General features: G+C 67.6%; 13 protein-coding genes and 1 tRNA gene. 5 read left to right on the forward strand and 9 right to left on the reverse strand.

Annotated features, from left to right (window positions below; genetic code table 11):
• Window positions 1–38: 38 nt before the first annotated feature.
• From ACT6S0_RS06955 to ACT6S0_RS06970, 4 genes are all read right to left on the reverse strand, one after another.
• On the reverse strand, window positions 39–2168 hold the full coding sequence (locus ACT6S0_RS06955; RefSeq protein ID WP_444763164.1) for a sodium:solute symporter family protein: 2130 nt from the start codon (window positions 2166–2168) through the stop codon (window positions 39–41).
• 1 nt (window position 2169) lies between these two features.
• Window positions 2170–2430 carry a DUF4212 domain-containing protein gene (locus ACT6S0_RS06960; RefSeq protein ID WP_444763165.1) on the reverse strand — a complete coding sequence of 87 codons (261 nt, stop codon included), beginning with the start codon at window positions 2428–2430 and terminating at the stop codon, window positions 2170–2172.
• 104 nt (window positions 2431–2534) lie between these two features.
• Window positions 2535–3110 carry a tetratricopeptide repeat protein gene (locus ACT6S0_RS06965; protein ID WP_444763166.1) on the reverse strand — a complete coding sequence of 192 codons (576 nt, stop codon included), beginning with the start codon at window positions 3108–3110 and terminating at the stop codon, window positions 2535–2537.
• Window positions 3101–3397 carry a hypothetical protein gene (locus ACT6S0_RS06970; RefSeq protein WP_444763167.1) on the reverse strand — a complete coding sequence of 99 codons (297 nt, stop codon included), beginning with the start codon at window positions 3395–3397 and terminating at the stop codon, window positions 3101–3103. The genes ACT6S0_RS06965 and ACT6S0_RS06970 overlap by 10 nt, the downstream gene beginning before the upstream one ends.
• 199 nt (window positions 3398–3596) lie before the next feature.
• Here ACT6S0_RS06970 and prfB point away from each other — a divergent pair.
• From prfB to ACT6S0_RS06990, 4 genes are all read left to right on the forward strand, one after another.
• Window positions 3597–4701, forward strand: a protein-coding gene (gene prfB / locus ACT6S0_RS06975) for a peptide chain release factor 2 (RefSeq protein ID WP_444763168.1) whose coding sequence is annotated in 2 segments (ribosomal slippage) — window positions 3597–3677 and window positions 3679–4701 — 1104 coding nt in all. Because the reading frame shifts where the segments join, the coding sequence is not laid out codon by codon here.
• Window positions 4702–4761: 60 nt separating this feature from the next.
• On the forward strand, window positions 4762–7416 hold the full coding sequence (pepN, locus tag ACT6S0_RS06980; protein WP_444763169.1) for an aminopeptidase N: 2655 nt from the start codon (window positions 4762–4764) through the stop codon (window positions 7414–7416).
• Window positions 7413–8423 (forward strand): class 1 fructose-bisphosphatase, encoded by a 1011-nt coding sequence (locus ACT6S0_RS06985; protein ID WP_444763170.1) that lies wholly within the window; start codon window positions 7413–7415, stop codon window positions 8421–8423. Before pepN ends, ACT6S0_RS06985 begins: the two co-directional genes overlap by 4 nt.
• Window positions 8424–8462: 39 nt before the next feature.
• Window positions 8463–8538, forward strand: a tRNA-Thr gene (locus tag ACT6S0_RS06990).
• A 119-nt stretch (window positions 8539–8657) separates the two neighbouring features.
• On the opposite strand, the gene ACT6S0_RS06995 is transcribed toward ACT6S0_RS06990, so the two are convergent.
• The 5 genes from ACT6S0_RS06995 to ACT6S0_RS07015 all read right to left on the reverse strand — a co-directional run bounded on the left by ACT6S0_RS06995 (window position 8658) and on the right by ACT6S0_RS07015 (window position 14348).
• A complete protein-coding gene (locus ACT6S0_RS06995; RefSeq protein ID WP_444763171.1) occupies window positions 8658–9545 on the reverse strand; it encodes a DUF4394 domain-containing protein in 888 nt (295 codons plus the stop codon).
• 115 nt (window positions 9546–9660) lie between these two features.
• Complete coding sequence (ligD, locus tag ACT6S0_RS07000) at window positions 9661–12213, reverse strand: DNA ligase D (protein ID WP_444763172.1); 2553 nt, start codon at window positions 12211–12213, stop codon at window positions 9661–9663.
• A complete protein-coding gene (locus ACT6S0_RS07005; RefSeq protein ID WP_444763173.1) occupies window positions 12210–12998 on the reverse strand; it encodes a tetratricopeptide repeat protein in 789 nt (262 codons plus the stop codon). The genes ligD and ACT6S0_RS07005 overlap by 4 nt, the downstream gene beginning before the upstream one ends.
• Before the next feature lie 2 nt (window positions 12999–13000).
• Window positions 13001–13909 (reverse strand): non-homologous end joining protein Ku, encoded by a 909-nt coding sequence (ku, locus tag ACT6S0_RS07010; RefSeq protein WP_444763174.1) that lies wholly within the window; start codon window positions 13907–13909, stop codon window positions 13001–13003.
• 103 nt (window positions 13910–14012) lie between these two features.
• Window positions 14013–14348: a hypothetical protein gene (locus tag ACT6S0_RS07015; protein ID WP_444763175.1), complete on the reverse strand. Its 336-nt coding sequence runs from the start codon at window positions 14346–14348 to the stop codon at window positions 14013–14015.
• A 102-nt stretch (window positions 14349–14450) separates the two neighbouring features.
• On the opposite strand from ACT6S0_RS07015, the gene ACT6S0_RS07020 reads away from it, so the two are divergent.
• A complete protein-coding gene (locus tag ACT6S0_RS07020) occupies window positions 14451–15635 on the forward strand; it encodes a zinc-dependent alcohol dehydrogenase (RefSeq protein WP_444763176.1) in 1185 nt (394 codons plus the stop codon).
• The last annotated feature ends 27 nt before the right edge of the window (window positions 15636–15662 follow it).

Here is a 15662-nt window from a genome sequence, read left to right on the forward strand (position 1 = left end):
TCAGCCGCGGGGCCTGCTCAGGTTTCAGGCCGGAAGGATCAGGCCTGGCCCAGCTTCAGGTCGGGGTAGCGCACATGCTCGACCAGCTCCTGGGTTTCCTTCTTGGGTGGCGGCGTCAGCAGGCTGACGATGATGATCACCGCGAAGCCCAGCGGCACGCCGAACAGGCCGGCCGAGATCGGCAGGATCCCCCACCACAGCTCGATCGGCGAGGTCACGCCGAACACGCCGCGCAGCCAGGGCTGGGTCGTCACCATGTAGTAGAAGGTGATGCCCAGGCCGGATGCGATGCCCAGTGACGCACCCCACTTGTTGGCGCGCTTCCAGAACACCCCCAGCACCAGGGCCGGGAAGAAGGCCGCCGCCGCGAAGGAGAAGGCCGCCGACACGAGGAAGAGGATGTCCGCCGGCTTCTGCGCCGCCACATAGGCCGCGGCCAGGGCCACCACCAGCAGCAGCATCTTGGAGATGGTGACGCGGCGGGCGGTCGAGGCGTTCGGGTCGATCATCTTGTAGTAGACGTCGTGGCTCAGCGCGTTGGCGATGGTCAGCAGCAGGCCGTCAGCGGTGGACAGCGCCGCAGCCAGGCCGCCGGCTGCCACCATGCCCGAGATCACGTAGGGCAGGCCGCCGATCTCCGGCGTGGCCAGCACGATGATGTCGCCGCCGATCTTCATCTCGCCGAGCTGCAGGATGCCGTCCTTGTTCACATCGGCCACCGCCAGCAAGCTGGGATCGACCCGTGACCAGTTGTTGATCCAGGCCGGCAACTGATCGAAGGGCGTGCCCACCAGCACGGTGAAGACCTCGTACTTGACCAGCACGGCCAGGGCCGGCGCGGTGAAGTACAGCAGGAAGATGAAGAACAGACTCCAGGTGACCGACTCACGCGCCTCCTTGACCGAAGGCGTGGTGTAGTAGCGCATCAGGATGTGCGGCAGCGCGGCCGTACCAATCATCAGGCAGAACACCAAGGCCAGGAAGTTGCGCCGCGAGGTGTCGTAGGTCGCTTGCGCCTTCTCGTCACCCTTGGGGTCGCCAGCGAATTGCTGGGCATGCGGCACCATGCCGGCCAGTGGCTTGGCACGCGCCTCGTTGGCGGTCTTGCCGGCCGTCCAGGCCTTCTTGGCATCGGCCTCGTTCGCAGGCAGTCCGGCCAGGGCCTTCTCCGCTGCCTCGACCTCAGGGGCCGCCGCATTGGCAGCCCTCAGCTCAGCCAGTTTCGCCTCGGCCGCCGCCTTGTCGGCAGCCATGGCCGCAGGCACATCCTTGAGCTTGGCATCGAACTCGGCCGCGCGCGCCTTGAAGATCGCGATGACCTCCTGCTCCTTCGGGTCGGCGGTGATCTTCTTCTCGGCCTCGGTGACCTTCTGCAGCTGGTAGCCGTAGATGGCCTGCGGCACCGGGATGTTGGTCTGCTTCACCGACAGCCACACCACCGGAATCATGTAGGCCACGATCAGGATGATGTACTGCGCCACCTGGGTCCAGGTGACGGCGCGCATGCCGCCCAGGAAGGAGCAGACCAGGATGCCGGCCAGGCCGACAAAGACCCCGATCTCGAAGGCCAGGCCCGACAGACGAGCCGTGATCAGGCCGACGCCGTAGATCTGCGCCACCACATAGGTGAAGGAACACAGAATGGCCGCCGCCACGCCCAGGATGCGCGGCAGATTGCCCTCATAGCGCGCGCCCAGGAAGTCGGGGATCGTGAACTGGCCGAACTTGCGCAGGTAGGGCGCCAGGAACAGCGCCACCAGGCAGTAGCCGCCGGTCCAGCCCATGATGAAGGCCAGGCCGCCGTAGCCGGTCAGGTAGAGCGTGCCGGCCATGCCGATGAAGCTGGCGGCCGACATCCAGTCGGCGCCCGTGGCCATGCCGTTGTAGATCGCCGGTACGCGCCGGCCTGCCACGTAGTACTCGGACGCATCCGAGGTGCGGCTCATGAAGCCGATGCCCGCATACAGCAGCACGGTGGCAATCAGGAAGATGAAGCCGATGTACTGACGCGGCAAGCCCATCTGTTCGAGGATGGCCAGCACGACGATGAAGGCGAAGAAACCGCCCGTGTACCAGGTGTAGACCTTGTTGAGCTGCTTCTTGAAAGCAGCATTGGAGCTAGCGGCAAACATGCCGCCGCCGCCAGATGATGGAGTTACGCCAGCCATGTCACTCTTCCTCCTCGGCAACGCCGTGTTCTTGATCGAGGCGATTCATGGTGCGCGCGTAATACCAGATGATCACGCAGTACACGACCAAGGCGCCCTGGGATGCCACCCAGAAGCTGAACGGCCAGCCAAAAAAGGTGAAGTCCAGTTCGCGGGCGAAGAACCCCACGACATAGGTCACCACGAACCAGATCGCCAGCAAAACCGCGGTGAGCCGCAGGTTCTTTCGCCAGTACTGGTGGTGTCTCTCGGTTAACTGCATTGCTGTCGTCTCCTCTGCGTTTTAAGGTCGCCCCGCTTGCGACGGGACGGGCACCGATGACATCCCCCTGCGCCAACAGCGCGCAGGCTGCTCGGGGACGCCCGTCAAGCGAGCAGGCCGGTCTCGCGCTCCAGTTGCGCGGCGACCTTGGGCTCAAAGCCCTTGAGGCGGGCGATGATGCGCCGCGCCTCCTCGGGTTCCTGACGATCCATGTACACACGGGCCAGCTGATACCAGCCATAAGGGCTCATGGGTTGCAGTTCGGTGTTGCGCTTCAGCGCCGTGACCGCCTCGTCCAGACGACGCTGTCGAATCAGGGTGAGGCCCAGGCCATACCAGACCCGGTCAAGCTTGGGGTCCAGGCTCAGGGCCTGATTGAAGGCCGTCTCGGCCTGCTCAAGGCGCCCGAGCTGGTCGAACAGAAAGCCCAGGTTGAACCAGTCACCGGCGCTGCGTCTGGGCGCCAACGCCACCAGAGCCTCGAGGTCTGCCACGGCTGCCTCGGCCGCGCCGCGCTGGGCGCGCAGATGCGCACGCGTGGCAAGCAGGTGCGGATGGGTGGGCCAGCGGGCCAGCAGGCGGTCGCAGACCGCCTCCGCGGCGGCCGAACGCCCCAGCAGCAGCGCGCCAAGCAACCGGGCACGTCCGCTCAGCAGGGAAAGTGTGTCGCTCAGCGGCATGCGGTGGCTCCCAATTCAAGGCAGAGGCTCATTTTCATCAGCGTGGCGCCCAGCCACAGCGCAATCAGCAGCATGAAGGTGGCCAGCGGAATGTGTCGATCCAGCACCACCCGCGGGCTGATGCAGCGCACGGTCCGCTCAAAAGGTCGGGTGAGGATTTGCAACAGCTGGTAGAAAAAATTGCTGTCACGGCGCTGACCGGCCAACAGGCCCAGCAGCCAACGTCCGAGCAAGGCCATCAAGGCGATCTCGGCAATCAACTTCACGGAAACCGTTAGCAACAACATGACCACTCCTCAACAAGCGGGACTGTGATGCAGAGCGGCTTACGGTGGTCTGACAGACAAGCGCCTCCCGGGGGTCGCCCCCACTATCGATAACCCTTGCGGATCGTCCTGGACGTCGGCGGCCGGGCCACAGAGGGCGTCCCGCTAAAATTCCGCAGTTGCGCACGGCCCACGGCCGTGGCTAGACGGACTGGATCCCATGGACATCGAACACATCAACCAAATCGGCAATTCCCTGGCCGACCTCTCAGCGCGCACCGACGCGCTAAGGGGGTATCTTTGACTTCGACCGCAAGGCACTGCGACTGAACGAAGTCAACGCCGCGCTGGAGAACCCCAAGGTCTGGGACGAACCCAAGCGCGCGCAGGAACTGGGCAAGGAAAAGCGCACGCTGGAGGCCGTGGTCGAGACGATCACGATGCTGACCAGCTCGCTGGCGGACAATGTCGAGCTGTTCGAGATGAGCCGCGATGAAGGCGACGAGGCCGGCATGCTGGGCATCGAGGCCGACGCCGCGAATCTGCGCGCCAAGATCGAAGAACTCGAGTTCCGCCGCATGTTCAACAACCCGGCCGACCCGCTCAATTGTTTCGTTGACATCCAGGCCGGCGCGGGCGGCACCGAGGCCTGTGACTGGGCCGGCATGCTGCTGCGCCAGTACCTGAAGTACTGCGAGCGCAAGGGCTTCAAGGCGACGCTGGAGGACGAAACACCCGGCGACGTGGCCGGCATCAAGAGCGCGACCATCAAGGTCGAGGGCGAGTACGCCTTCGGTCTGTTGCGCACCGAAACCGGCGTGCACCGGCTGGTGCGCAAGAGCCCCTTCGACAGCAGCGGCGGCCGGCACACGTCCTTCGCGTCGCTGTTCGTCTACCCCGAGGTGGACGACAGCATCGAGATCGACATCAACCCCGCCGATGTGCGCACCGACACCTTCCGCGCTTCGGGCGCCGGCGGCCAGCACATCAACAAGACCGACTCGGCGGTGCGCCTGACGCACATCCCGACCGGCATCGTCGTGCAATGCCAGGACGGCCGCAGCCAGCACAGCAACCGCGACGTCGCCTGGAAGCGCCTGCGCTCGCGCCTGTACGACCACGAGATGCGCAAGCGCCAGGAAGAGCAGCAGAAGCTCGAAGACACCAAGACCGACGTCGGCTGGGGCCACCAGATCCGCAGCTATGTGCTGGACCAGAGCCGCATCAAGGACCTGCGCACCAATTACGAGACCTCGGCGACTCAGAAGGTGCTGGACGGGGATCTCGACCCCTTCATCACCGAATCGTTGAAGCAAGGCGTCTGACGCGCCCCGGGGCCGCTGCGGCGGCCCTTTTCTTTGTTCCTCACCCCAAGGAAGCCCCTCATGCGTGAAGGCACCGCCACCCTGATCCAACGCCTGGACTACCAGCAGCCAGCGTTCTGGATCCGCAAGGTCGACCTGACCTTGGACCTCGACCCGGCCAAGACCATGGTCACCAGCAAGATGCAGGTCGAGCGCAACCGCGCCGTGCCGCACGGCCCGCTGCGCCTGCACGGCGAGGAGCTGAACCTGCTGCGCGTGCTGATCGACGGGGCCTCGGTGTCCTTCCGCCAGGAGGGCCATGAGCTGATCATCGAGGGCGCACCCGACGCCGACTTCGCGCTCGAGATCCGCAACACCTGCTGCCCCGACAAGAACACGGCGCTGTCGGGCCTGTACACCTCGGGCGGCAGCTTCTTCACGCAGTGCGAGGCCGAGGGCTTCCGCCGCATCACCTATTTCCTGGACCGCCCGGACGTGATGGCCGTCTACACGGTCACGCTGCGCGGCGACGCCGCCAAGTACCCGGTGCTGCTGTCCAACGGCAATCTGACGAGCAGCGGCAGCCTGGACAACGGCCGCCACTTCGCCGTCTGGCATGACCCCTTCCCCAAGCCCAGCTATCTGTTCGCCGTGGTTGCAGGCGATCTGGTGGCGCGCGAGCAGCGCATCCGCACGCGCGCCGGCAAGGACCACCTGCTGCAGGTTTATGTACGCCGCGGCGACCTGGAGAAGACCGAGCACGCGATGAACTCGCTGATCGCCTCCATCGTCTGGGACGAAGCGCGCTTCGAGCTGCCGCTGGACCTGGAGCGCTTCATGGTCGTCGGCGTGTCCGACTTCAACATGGGCGCGATGGAGAACAAGGGCCTGAACATCTTCAACACCAGTGCACTGCTCGCCTCGTCCGCGACCGCGACGGATGCGGACTTCGCCCGCATCGAGTCCATCGTCGCCCATGAGTACTTCCACAACTGGACCGGCAACCGCGTCACGTGCCGCGACTGGTTCCAGCTGTCGCTCAAGGAAGGCCTGACCGTCTTCCGCGACCAGGAATTCAGCAAGGACATGGCCGGCAGCGCATCAGCCCGCGCCGTCTGCCGCATCCAGGACGTGCGCCAGCTGCGCGCCCTGCAGTTCCCGGAAGACAGCGGCTCCATGGCCCACCCGGTGCGCCCGGACAGCTACAGCGAGATCAACAACTTCTACACCGCCACCGTCTACGAGAAGGGCTCGGAGGTGGTGCGCATGTACCAGACGCTGGTCGGCCGCAAAGGCTTCGAGGCGGGCATGAAGCTCTACTTCGAACGCCACGACGGCCAGGCCGTGACCTGCGATGACTTCGCGCAGGCGATTGCAGACGCCAACCCCGAGTCTGCGCTGACCACGCGCCTGGATACCTTCAAGCGCTGGTACTCGCAGGCCGGCACGCCGCGCGTCACTGCGCACGGCGAGCATGACGCCGGCGCCCGCACCTTCACGCTGCGCTTCACGCAGCAGACGCCCGCCACGCCGGGCCAGGCGACCAAGCAGCCCCAGGTCATTCCGATCGTCATGGGCCTGCTGGACCGCCACGGCGCCGCGCTGGCGCTGAATGCGGCTGGCGACACCGAACAGGTGCTGGTGCTCGACCAGGCCGAGCAGACCTTCGTCTTCGAGAACATCGACAGCGAGCCCGTGCCCTCCTTGCTGCGCGGCTTCTCCGCACCCGTCGTGCTGGAGGATGGCCTGTCGGACGCCGGCCTGCTGGTGCTGATGCGCCATGACAGCGACCCCTTCAACCGCTGGGAAGCCGGCCAACGCCTGGCGCTGAACCGCATCCTGTCCGCGCTGCGGGCCGGCCAGCCGCTGGTGCTGAGCCCTGTCTTCATCGACGCGATGCGCGGCGTGCTCAACCACGCCGAGCTGGATCCGGCCTTCAAGGAACTGGCGCTGACGCTGCCGGGCGAGAGCTATATCGCCGAGCAGCTCGACGTCGTCGACCCGCAGGCCATCCACACCGCTGTCATGGCCGCACAGCAGCAGCTCGCCAGCGCGCTGCGCGACGACTGGGCCGCCGCCTTTGAGGCTCACCAGGTCCAGGGCGGCTACACGCCCGACCCGGTCTCGTCCGGCAAGCGCGCCTTGGCCAACCTGGCGCTGTCCATGCTCGTGCTGGACGCGCAGGCCACCGGCGACACGGCGTGGCCCGGCAAGGCCTACCAGCGCTTCAAGGACGCGTCCAACATGACCGAGCGCATGGGCGCCCTGGCCGCGCTGGTCAACGCCAACGCCGCACTGGCCGCACCCGCGCTGGAGCGCTTCCATGCGCTGTTCAAGGACGACGCGCTGGTGGTGGACAAGTGGTTCGCGCTGCAGGCCCGCGCGCCCGAGGCCGAGGGCCGCGTCTTTGCGCGGGTCAAGTCGCTGATGAAGCACGCCGACTTCAGCCTGAAGAACCCCAACCGCGCGCGCAGCCTGCTGGCTTCGCTGTGCATGTTCAACCCCGCCGCCTTCCACCGCGCCGACGCGGCGGGCTATGTGTTCTGGGCCGAACAGGTGCTGGCCATCGACGCCATCAACCCGCAGCTGGCCAGCCGCATCGCCCGCGCGATGGACCGCTGGTCGGTGCTGGCCGAGCCCTATCGCAGCGCAGCCCGCGAGGCCATCGCCCGCGTGGCCGCCAAGCCGGATCTGTCCAGCGACGTGCGCGAGATCGTTGAAAGGGCCTTGGCATGAGTCGCCAGACCAGCCTGACCCAATACCTCGTCGAGCAGCAGCGCGAGCACGGCCACATCCCGCAGGAACTGCGCCTCTTGATCGAGGTCGTCGCGCGCGCCTGCAAGCGCATCGCCATCGCCGTCAACAAGGGCGCCCTGGGTGACGTGCTCGGCACCGCCGGCAGCGAGAACGTGCAGGGCGAGGTGCAGAAGAAGCTCGACATCATCGCCAACGAGGTGCTGATCGAAGCCAACGAATGGGGCGGCCACCTCGCGGCCATGGCCAGCGAGGAGATGGATGGCATCTACGTCGTGCCGAATCGCTACCCGCAAGGCGAATACCTGCTGCTGTTCGACCCGCTCGACGGCTCCAGCAACATCGACGTCAACGTCTCCATCGGCACCATCTTCAGCGTGCTGCGCAAGGTGGGCCATTCGCGCGGGGTGTCGGAGGAGGACTTCCTGCAGCCCGGCAAGCAGCAGGCCGCGGCCGGCTACTGCGTCTACGGCCCACAGAGCATGCTGGTGCTGACGGTGGGCGACGGCGTGGCCGTCTTCACGCTGGACCGCGAGACCGGCTCCTGGGTGCTGACGCAGGACCAGGTGCGCATTCCCGACGACACCAAGGAGTTCGCCATCAACATGTCGAACATGCGCCACTGGGCGCCGCCGGTGACGCGCTACATCGAGGAATGCCTGGCCGGCACCACCGGCCCACGCGGCAAGGACTTCAACATGCGCTGGGTCGCCAGCATGGTGGCCGACGTGCACCGCATCCTCACACGCGGCGGCGTCTTCCTGTATCCCTGGGACCGGCGCGAGCCCGACAAGCCCGGCAAGCTGCGCCTGCTGTATGAGGCCAACCCGATGGCCTTCCTCGTCGAGCAGGCCGGCGGCGCGGCCGTCAATGGTACGGAGCGCATCATGGATTTGAAGCCCGGCAAGCTGCATGAGCGCGTCGCCGTCGCGCTGGGTTCCAGGAACGAGGTCGAGCGCATCGCCCGCTACCACCAGGAAGCCGACTAGAAACAGCCGCTATACTCTTGGGCTGACTTCACCGTCACGGCCGGCATAGCTCAGTTGGTAGAGCAGCGCATTCGTAATGCGAAGGTCGGGGGTTCGACTCCTCTTGCCGGCACCACTCTTTAAAAAGGCCACCCCTGCCCGGGTGGCCTTTTGCTTTCCGCGCCGGGTGCGTGTTCCGGCACCGCTGGGGCGGCTGAGTGCGGAGTGCCCGGGGCAACCGGGCGCACGCCGGCTTCAGGGCTCCAGCGCCATACTCACCACGCGCTCACCGCCACCGACGGTGCCCAGCGCCTTGGCCGCACCCGTCTTCAGATCGATCATGACCCAGCGGCTGTCCATGGCGCCATCGCTGTTCAGGGCTGCGAAGGCCGCGTCGCTCAAGGCCTGGATGTCGAAGGCCGCGCTCGAGAACGCCGCGCCCAGCGCGCCGATGGTCATCAGCTGACCCGTGTTGGGCGATACGGCGGGCGCCACGCCTTCACGCGAACCCTGCGTCACCAGCGCACCCGTGGCCGCGTCCAGCGCAAAGTTGGTTGTGATCTTGGGGTCGGCCTTGTTGTAGCTATAGGCGGCGCCCACGACGACGGGCGACTTGCCGACGTTGGTGTCGCCCGCCGCATAGGCCAGCTTGCCGTCGGTCTGCACGCCTTCGAGCGTCGCGTTGCCGTCGACGACCGCGCCAGTGTCGGGGTGCAGGCGCAGGTTCTGCCCGCTGTCGCTGACGACCCGGATGCGATCAACCGCCGGGTTGAAGTCAAAACCGAACTGCGCGCCTTCGAGCTTCACGGGCAACGGGCTGCCCACCATGGTCGCTGCGCCGGTCTCGTCATCGACGACGTAAAGGCGGCCGGTGCTGCCCAGCGCGTAGAGCTGCTCCTTGGACACGCGGTAGTCGATGCCCAGCAGGGTTTCGCCAGCCTGCAGCCCGGTGATGTTGAGGCTGGCCAGGATGCGCCCGGGGCGGCCGGCATTGAACTTGAGCAGCTTGTTCGAGGCGGTGACGGCGACTGCCCTTTCATCACGCAGCGCGCCTTCAGGCTCCGGCGCCATGGTGGAGCAAGCGGCCAGGCTGGCGACGGTGAGTGCAGCAAGGCTTGCGCGCTTGATGAAGAAGTTGTTCATGACAGGCTCTCGGTCAAGTTGTGGATTGCCGGGCGTTTTACGCAACACCGGGTCGATCGGATGCAGCCGACCGGCAGCGGTCAGCCGCGGCCGGCTGCCAGCGCCAGAGCCGTGCTCAACGCTTTTGCGCGGCAGGCTGAGGCGCCGACCCAGGCGGCCAGCGCTTGATCGACTGGCGCTTCTTCCAGTAGTCGGCCCATGGGTCAGCCTTCTGCAGCGACACATGGTCGCGCGCGGTCTGCACCGTCCATTGCGCGCCGCTCTTCAACTCAGCCAGCTGTTCCCAGGCGATGGGCACGGACACGCCCAGACCGGGCCGTGCGCGGGCCGAGAAGGCGGCCACCGTCGTCTGGCCGTGGCCGTTGCGCAGGTAGTCGATGAAGATCTTGCCGACTCGGTTGGCGGGGCCGCTCTTGGCGACGAAGCGCTGCGGGATGTGGCGGGCCATGTGGGCGACGACCGCCTGCGCGAAGGCCTTGACCCCGGCGTCGTCGAGCTTGGGGGTCAGCGGCACCACCACATGCAGGCCCTTGCCGCCGCTGGTCTTCAGCCAGGCCTGCAGGCCCAGCTCCTCCAGCAGCGCACGCGTCAGCACGGCGGCCTCCTGCAGATGCGCCCACGGCACGCCCTCGCCGGGGTCGAGGTCGAAGATGACGCGGTCGGGCTGCGTGATGCGCCTGGCCGTGGTGTTCCAGGTGTGGAACTCGACGACGTTCAACTGCGCCGCGCCCAGCAGGCCATCGACGCTGTCGACGACCAGCAGCGCCGCATGCCCCGGCCACAGCGCAGCGTCCAGCTCCTTGACGCCGTGGATGGCGTTCTCGGCATGCTTCTGGAAGAAGAGCTGCCCGGTGATGCCCTGCGGCGCCCGCACGAAGGAGACGGGGCGTTGGCGCAGATGCGGCAGCATCCATTCCGCAATGCTTTCGTAGTAGCGCACCAGCTCCAGCTTCTTCACGCCCGAGGCGGGGTCGACGACGCGGTCCGGGCTGGAGACCTTGATGGCCGGCGCGCTGCGTGCCGTGGCTTTGGGTTTTGCCTTGGCCGCAGCGGGCGCGCCCTCCTCGCGCACGATGGCCGTCGCCGGCTTGTCGGTGCGCACGCCGCGGAAGCTCGCATGGCGGATGTGGCCGTCAGGCGTCCACTCGCCAAAGGCGATCTCCACGACCAGCTCGGGCTTGACCCAGCGCTCGGCGCCACGCGCACGCCCGCCCCGGCGGCTGGCCGGCGGCGCCTCGGGGTGGACGGCCGGCTGCCTGGTTTCCAGCGCCACCAGCTGCCTGTGCAACGCCCGCCCTTGCGTGGACGACCAGCCCGTGCCCACCGCGCCCGCGTGGCGCAGTTTGCCGCCGTCGTGATAGCCCAGCAGCAGCGCGCCCACCTCCTGCGCCGAGTTGCTGCGATCGGTGAAGCCCAGCACGACGAATTCCTGGCGACGCTGGCATTTCAACTTCAGCCAGCTGTCGCTGCGCCGGCCGACGTAGGGCGCGTCGGCGCGCTTGACGATGACGCCCTCCAGCCCCAGCCGGCAGGCGGCCTCCAGCACCTCGGTGGGCGCGGCCCGCAACGCGTCGCTGAACCGAATGCGCGGGCCGGCGTGGTCCTTGAGCAGCTCCTGAAGCACGGCGCGGCGGCTTTGCAGCGGCACCTCGCGCAGGTCACGGTCGCCCAGGAAGGGCACGTCGAACAAGTAGAAGACGATGTCCGCGTTGCGGGCGCCGTCGATGGCGTCCTGCAGGCGGTTGAAGTCGGGCACGCCGTGCTCGTTCATGACGACGATCTCGCCGTCCAGCCAGGCCTGGGTGATGCCGATCTGCTCCAGCTCGGCGGCCAGGTGCTTGAGCCGCTCGGTCCAGTCGTTGCCGTTGCGGGTGATCAGGCGCGCCTTGCCGGCGGCGATGCGCACCAGCATGCGATAGCCATCGAACTTGTTCTCGACGACCCAGCTGCCACCGGGCGGCACGCCCGAGGCCAGCGTGGCAAGCTGAGGCGACAGCGTCTTGGGCAGCGCGGCCTTGACCGCCCTGGACAGGTCGGGCCCGGCCGCCTGAGCGGGTGCCGCCACCGCACGCGGCTCGCGCTCCTCCACGAGGCCCAGCGGTGTGGCCACGACGCTGTCCGGCAGCGCCGTCAGCACGTCGTAGTCGCTGCCCGGCCGAGCCCAGGCGTCGCCGCGCTTCTTCAGCAGCAGCCAGGGCTCCTGCTTCTCGCCCGGCTTGGCGATGCGCACCAGCTCCCACAGGCCGGCCAGCTTTTCGCCATGCAGATGAAAGATCAGCTTGCCCTTGGCCAGGCCTTCGTGCGGGTCGCCCACCGGCGTCCAGCTGCCGCGGTCCCAGATGATGACGCGGCCGGCGCCGTACTGGCCCTTGGGGATCTCGCCCTCGAAGCGGTTGTAGCTGATGGGGTGGTCCTCCACCCGCACGGCCATGCGCTTGTCGGCCGGGTCGTAGCTCGGCCCCTTGGGCACGGCCCAGCTCAGCATGACGCCGTCGAGTTCCAGGCGGAAGTCGTAGTGCAGGCGCGAGGCCCAATGCTTCTGCACCAGGAAGGCCAGCGCCTTGGCCTTGCCGCGGCCGACCTTGCCCTCGGGCTCGGCCGTGGCGCTGAAATCGCGCTTGGCGTTGTAGCGGGCCAGCGGCAGGTCGGCCGGTGCGGGTTTGCTCATGCGTGGGCAAAGCGCCGGAAGGCGCTGAAGTGACGCAAGGCGCCCTGGCTCTGACCCAGGCGCTCCAGCAACACGCCAAGGTTGAAGTGGGCGTCGGCCAGGGCCGGGTCGATTTGCAGGCAGCGCTCGTACGCCGCCACGGCTTCGTCGGGCCGCTGCGCATCTTCCAGCGCGATGGCGCGATTGAAGTGCACGAGCGGGCTGCCCCCACACCACCTCAGCGCCTCCTCGCACAGCGCCAGCGCCTCGGCATGCCGACCCATCTCGCAAAGCAGCGCACCCAGGTTCACGTAGGCCGGGCAGCAGGCCGGGTCCCGTTGCAGCGCCTGCCGGTAGGCTGCCTCGGCCGTTTCTTCGTCGCTGGCCTCGACCTGCAGCGCGTGGGCCACGCAGGCATTGGCCTCTCTCGTGGCCGCAAAGCTGTGCAGCCCCCCGGGCTCCGCATCGTCCAGCGGCAGCAGCAGCTGGCCGGACAGGGCATCGAAGCGGCGCGGGCCGGCGCTGGCTTCCACGGCGCCGGCATTGGCGCGCAGCCGCACGCTCGCCAGGTGAGTCGAACTCAGGTTGGCCTTCACGTTGCGCAGTGCCTGGACGATCTTGCGCGCGGGAACATCGGCGTCGCGCAGCAGCTTGGCCGTGCGCAGCACGACGAGATCCTGATGCGTGAAACGCAGGCCCTCCTGCGGCTCCAGGATGCCCAGCTCCACCAACGTGGCGATGAAGCCGCGTGGCAGCACCGCCAGGCGGCGCACCTGGCTGAGCGTGTAGGCCGCCGGCTCCGCCATGGCTATTTCTGCGCGCGCGCCCGCTTCGGCGCTGCGGCCTCAGGCTCGGCGGTCGTGCGACGCGCCGTCTTGCGGGCCGGCAACGCCGTGACCTTGGCAGACGGCTTCTCGGCCCTGGCCGCCGACTTGGCGCCAAGGCTCGCGCGCAGTGCGTCCATCAGGTCGATGACCTGGCCACCGGCGACGGCACCCGGCTCCTCGCGGGACGAGGCCACGATCTTCTTTCCCTTGACCTTCTCCTCGATGGCCGCCAGCACCCTCTCCTTCTCCTCGTCGCGGAACAGTGTCGGGTCGAAGCTGTCGGCGGCGATCTGGTCGACCAGTTGCAGGGCCAGCTGCAGCTCGGGCTTGGACACCGGCGCCCTCGGAATGTCGAGGTCGGCCAGCGACCTCACCTCGGCGGCATAGCGCAGCTGCTGCAGGATCAGCCCGTCGTCGTTGGCACGCACCTGGGCGACGTACTGCTTGGTCTTCCAGGCCCACTTGGCCAGCGCGCAGCGGCCCGACTGGCGCAGCGCCTCCGCCAGCAGCGCATAAGGTTTTTCGCCGCGCTTGTCGGGCGCCAGCAAATAGCTCTTGTCGTAGAACAGCGGGTCGATGGATTCGAGCGGCACGAAGCTGACGATCTCGATGACGTGGCTGCTGCCCTCTTCGAGCTGCTTGAGCTCCTCGGGCGTGAACAGCACGAACTGGTTGTCCTCCACCTCATAGCCCTTGACCATGTCCTTGCGCTCGACGACGGCCCTGGTGCGCTCGTTGACGTATTGCTGCTTGAGCCGCGAACCGTCCTTGGCCAGCATGTTGAAACGGATCTCGCTGCCGGACTCGGTGGCCGAGAACAGCCGCACGGGCACATTGACCAGGCCGAAGCTGAGCGTCAGCGAGGCGATGGAGCGGGTAGCGGTGGCCATGGGATCTCCTGTGTGCTGCCCGCGAAGCTACGCCGCCCTTGGCCCGAGCGGACGGGGCCGAGACCGCGTCGGGCTGTAGGAGGCCGCTGAGCGCGGCCGCGTTTCAGCGTTGCCGGCCCGGGTTGTCGCCGGGGTCTTTGCCGCCCTGGCCGGCGGCCGCGCGCAGCTCGCGCCAGCGGCCAAAGTCGTCGGCAAGGCGGCGCTGCGGCTCATCGCGCCAGCTCGGGTGCCGAGCATCAAGCTCGCTTTCGTACTCGGCACGCAGGCGGTCGAAGTCGGGGTCCTGCTCCGGCGGCGTGAAACGCGCCTCGAAGTCGTAGCCGTGCGGGCCGCGCGGCTGCTCGGGTCGCCAGTCGCCGTAGTTGCTGCCCGCGGTGCTGCGCTCGCCGTCGACATCAGGGTAGACATGGGGCCGGCGTGGGGTCGAATCGTCGTTCATGGCTGTTGTTGCTGTCGTCGGGGACTTGTCGCGGCAAGGCCCATGCCCGCAGCGAGCGGCACGTCGGTTGCCCACGAAGCGCAACCTCAAGGAGCCCTCACCATGCGCGCACTCACCTATCACGGCAGCCACGACGTTCGCGTCGACAACGTGCCCGATCCCGTCCTGCGGCATGGCCAGGACATCCTGCTGCGCGTGACGGCCACGGCCATCTGCGGCTCGGACCTGCACCTCTACCGCGGCAAGGTACCCGGGCTCAAGGATGGCGACATCCTCGGCCATGAGTTCATGGGCGTTGTCGAGGAGGTCGGCCCCGATGTCACGCGCGTCAAGCCGGGCGACCGTGTCGTCATCCCCTTCGTGATCGCCTGCGGCAGCTGCTTCTTCTGCGAGCGCGACCTGTTCTCGGCCTGCGAGACCACCAACGACGGCCGCGGCGCCATCCTCAACAAGAAAAGCCTGCGGCCCGGCGCCGCGCTGTTCGGCTACACCCATCTCTACGGCGGCGTGCCCGGCGGCCAGGCCGAGTACGTGCGCGTGCCCATGGCCAACACCGGCCCGCTCGTCATCCCCGATGCACTGACAGACGCGCAGGTGCTGTTCCTGTCCGACATCCTGCCCACCGGCTACCAGGCGGTCGTCAACGCGCAGGTCGGCCCGGGCAGCACCGTGGCCATATTTGGCGCCGGCCCGGTCGGTCTGATGGCCGCGGCCTGCGCGCGCATGCTGGGCGCGGCGCGCATCTTCATGGTCGACCACCATGACTACCGCCTCAAGTTCGCCGCCGACACCTATGGCGTCGAGCCCATCAACTTCGACAAGGTCGACGATCCGGCCGAGGCCATCATCGAGGCCACCCAGTTCCGCGGTGTCGACGCCAGCATCGACGCGGTCGGCTTCGAGGCCAAGGGCAGCACCGTCGAGACCGTGCTGACCACGCTCAAACTCGAAGGCAGCAGCGGCGAGGCGCTGCGCCAGGCCATCGCCGCCACGCGCCGCGGCGGAGTCGTCAGCGTGCCCGGCGTCTATGCCGGCTTCATCCACGGCTTCCTGTTCGGCGATGCCTTCGACAAGGGCTTGCAGTTCCGCATGGGTCAGACCCATGCGCAAGCCCACATGCCGGCCCTGCTGGAGCGCATCGGCAACGGCGAGCTCAAGCCCGAACTCATCGTCAGCCACCAGCTCGCGCTGGGCGACGCCGCGCGCGGCTATGAGATGTTCGACAAGAAGCAGGACGGCTGCCGCAAGATCATCCTCACACCCGGCAGCAACCCGCTCCCAGCCTGAGCGGGCACACGGATTGCCCGTGGATCT

This window comes from Roseateles sp., from assembly GCF_052436255.1.
GTDB lineage: Bacteria > Pseudomonadota > Gammaproteobacteria > Burkholderiales > Burkholderiaceae_C > Pelomonas.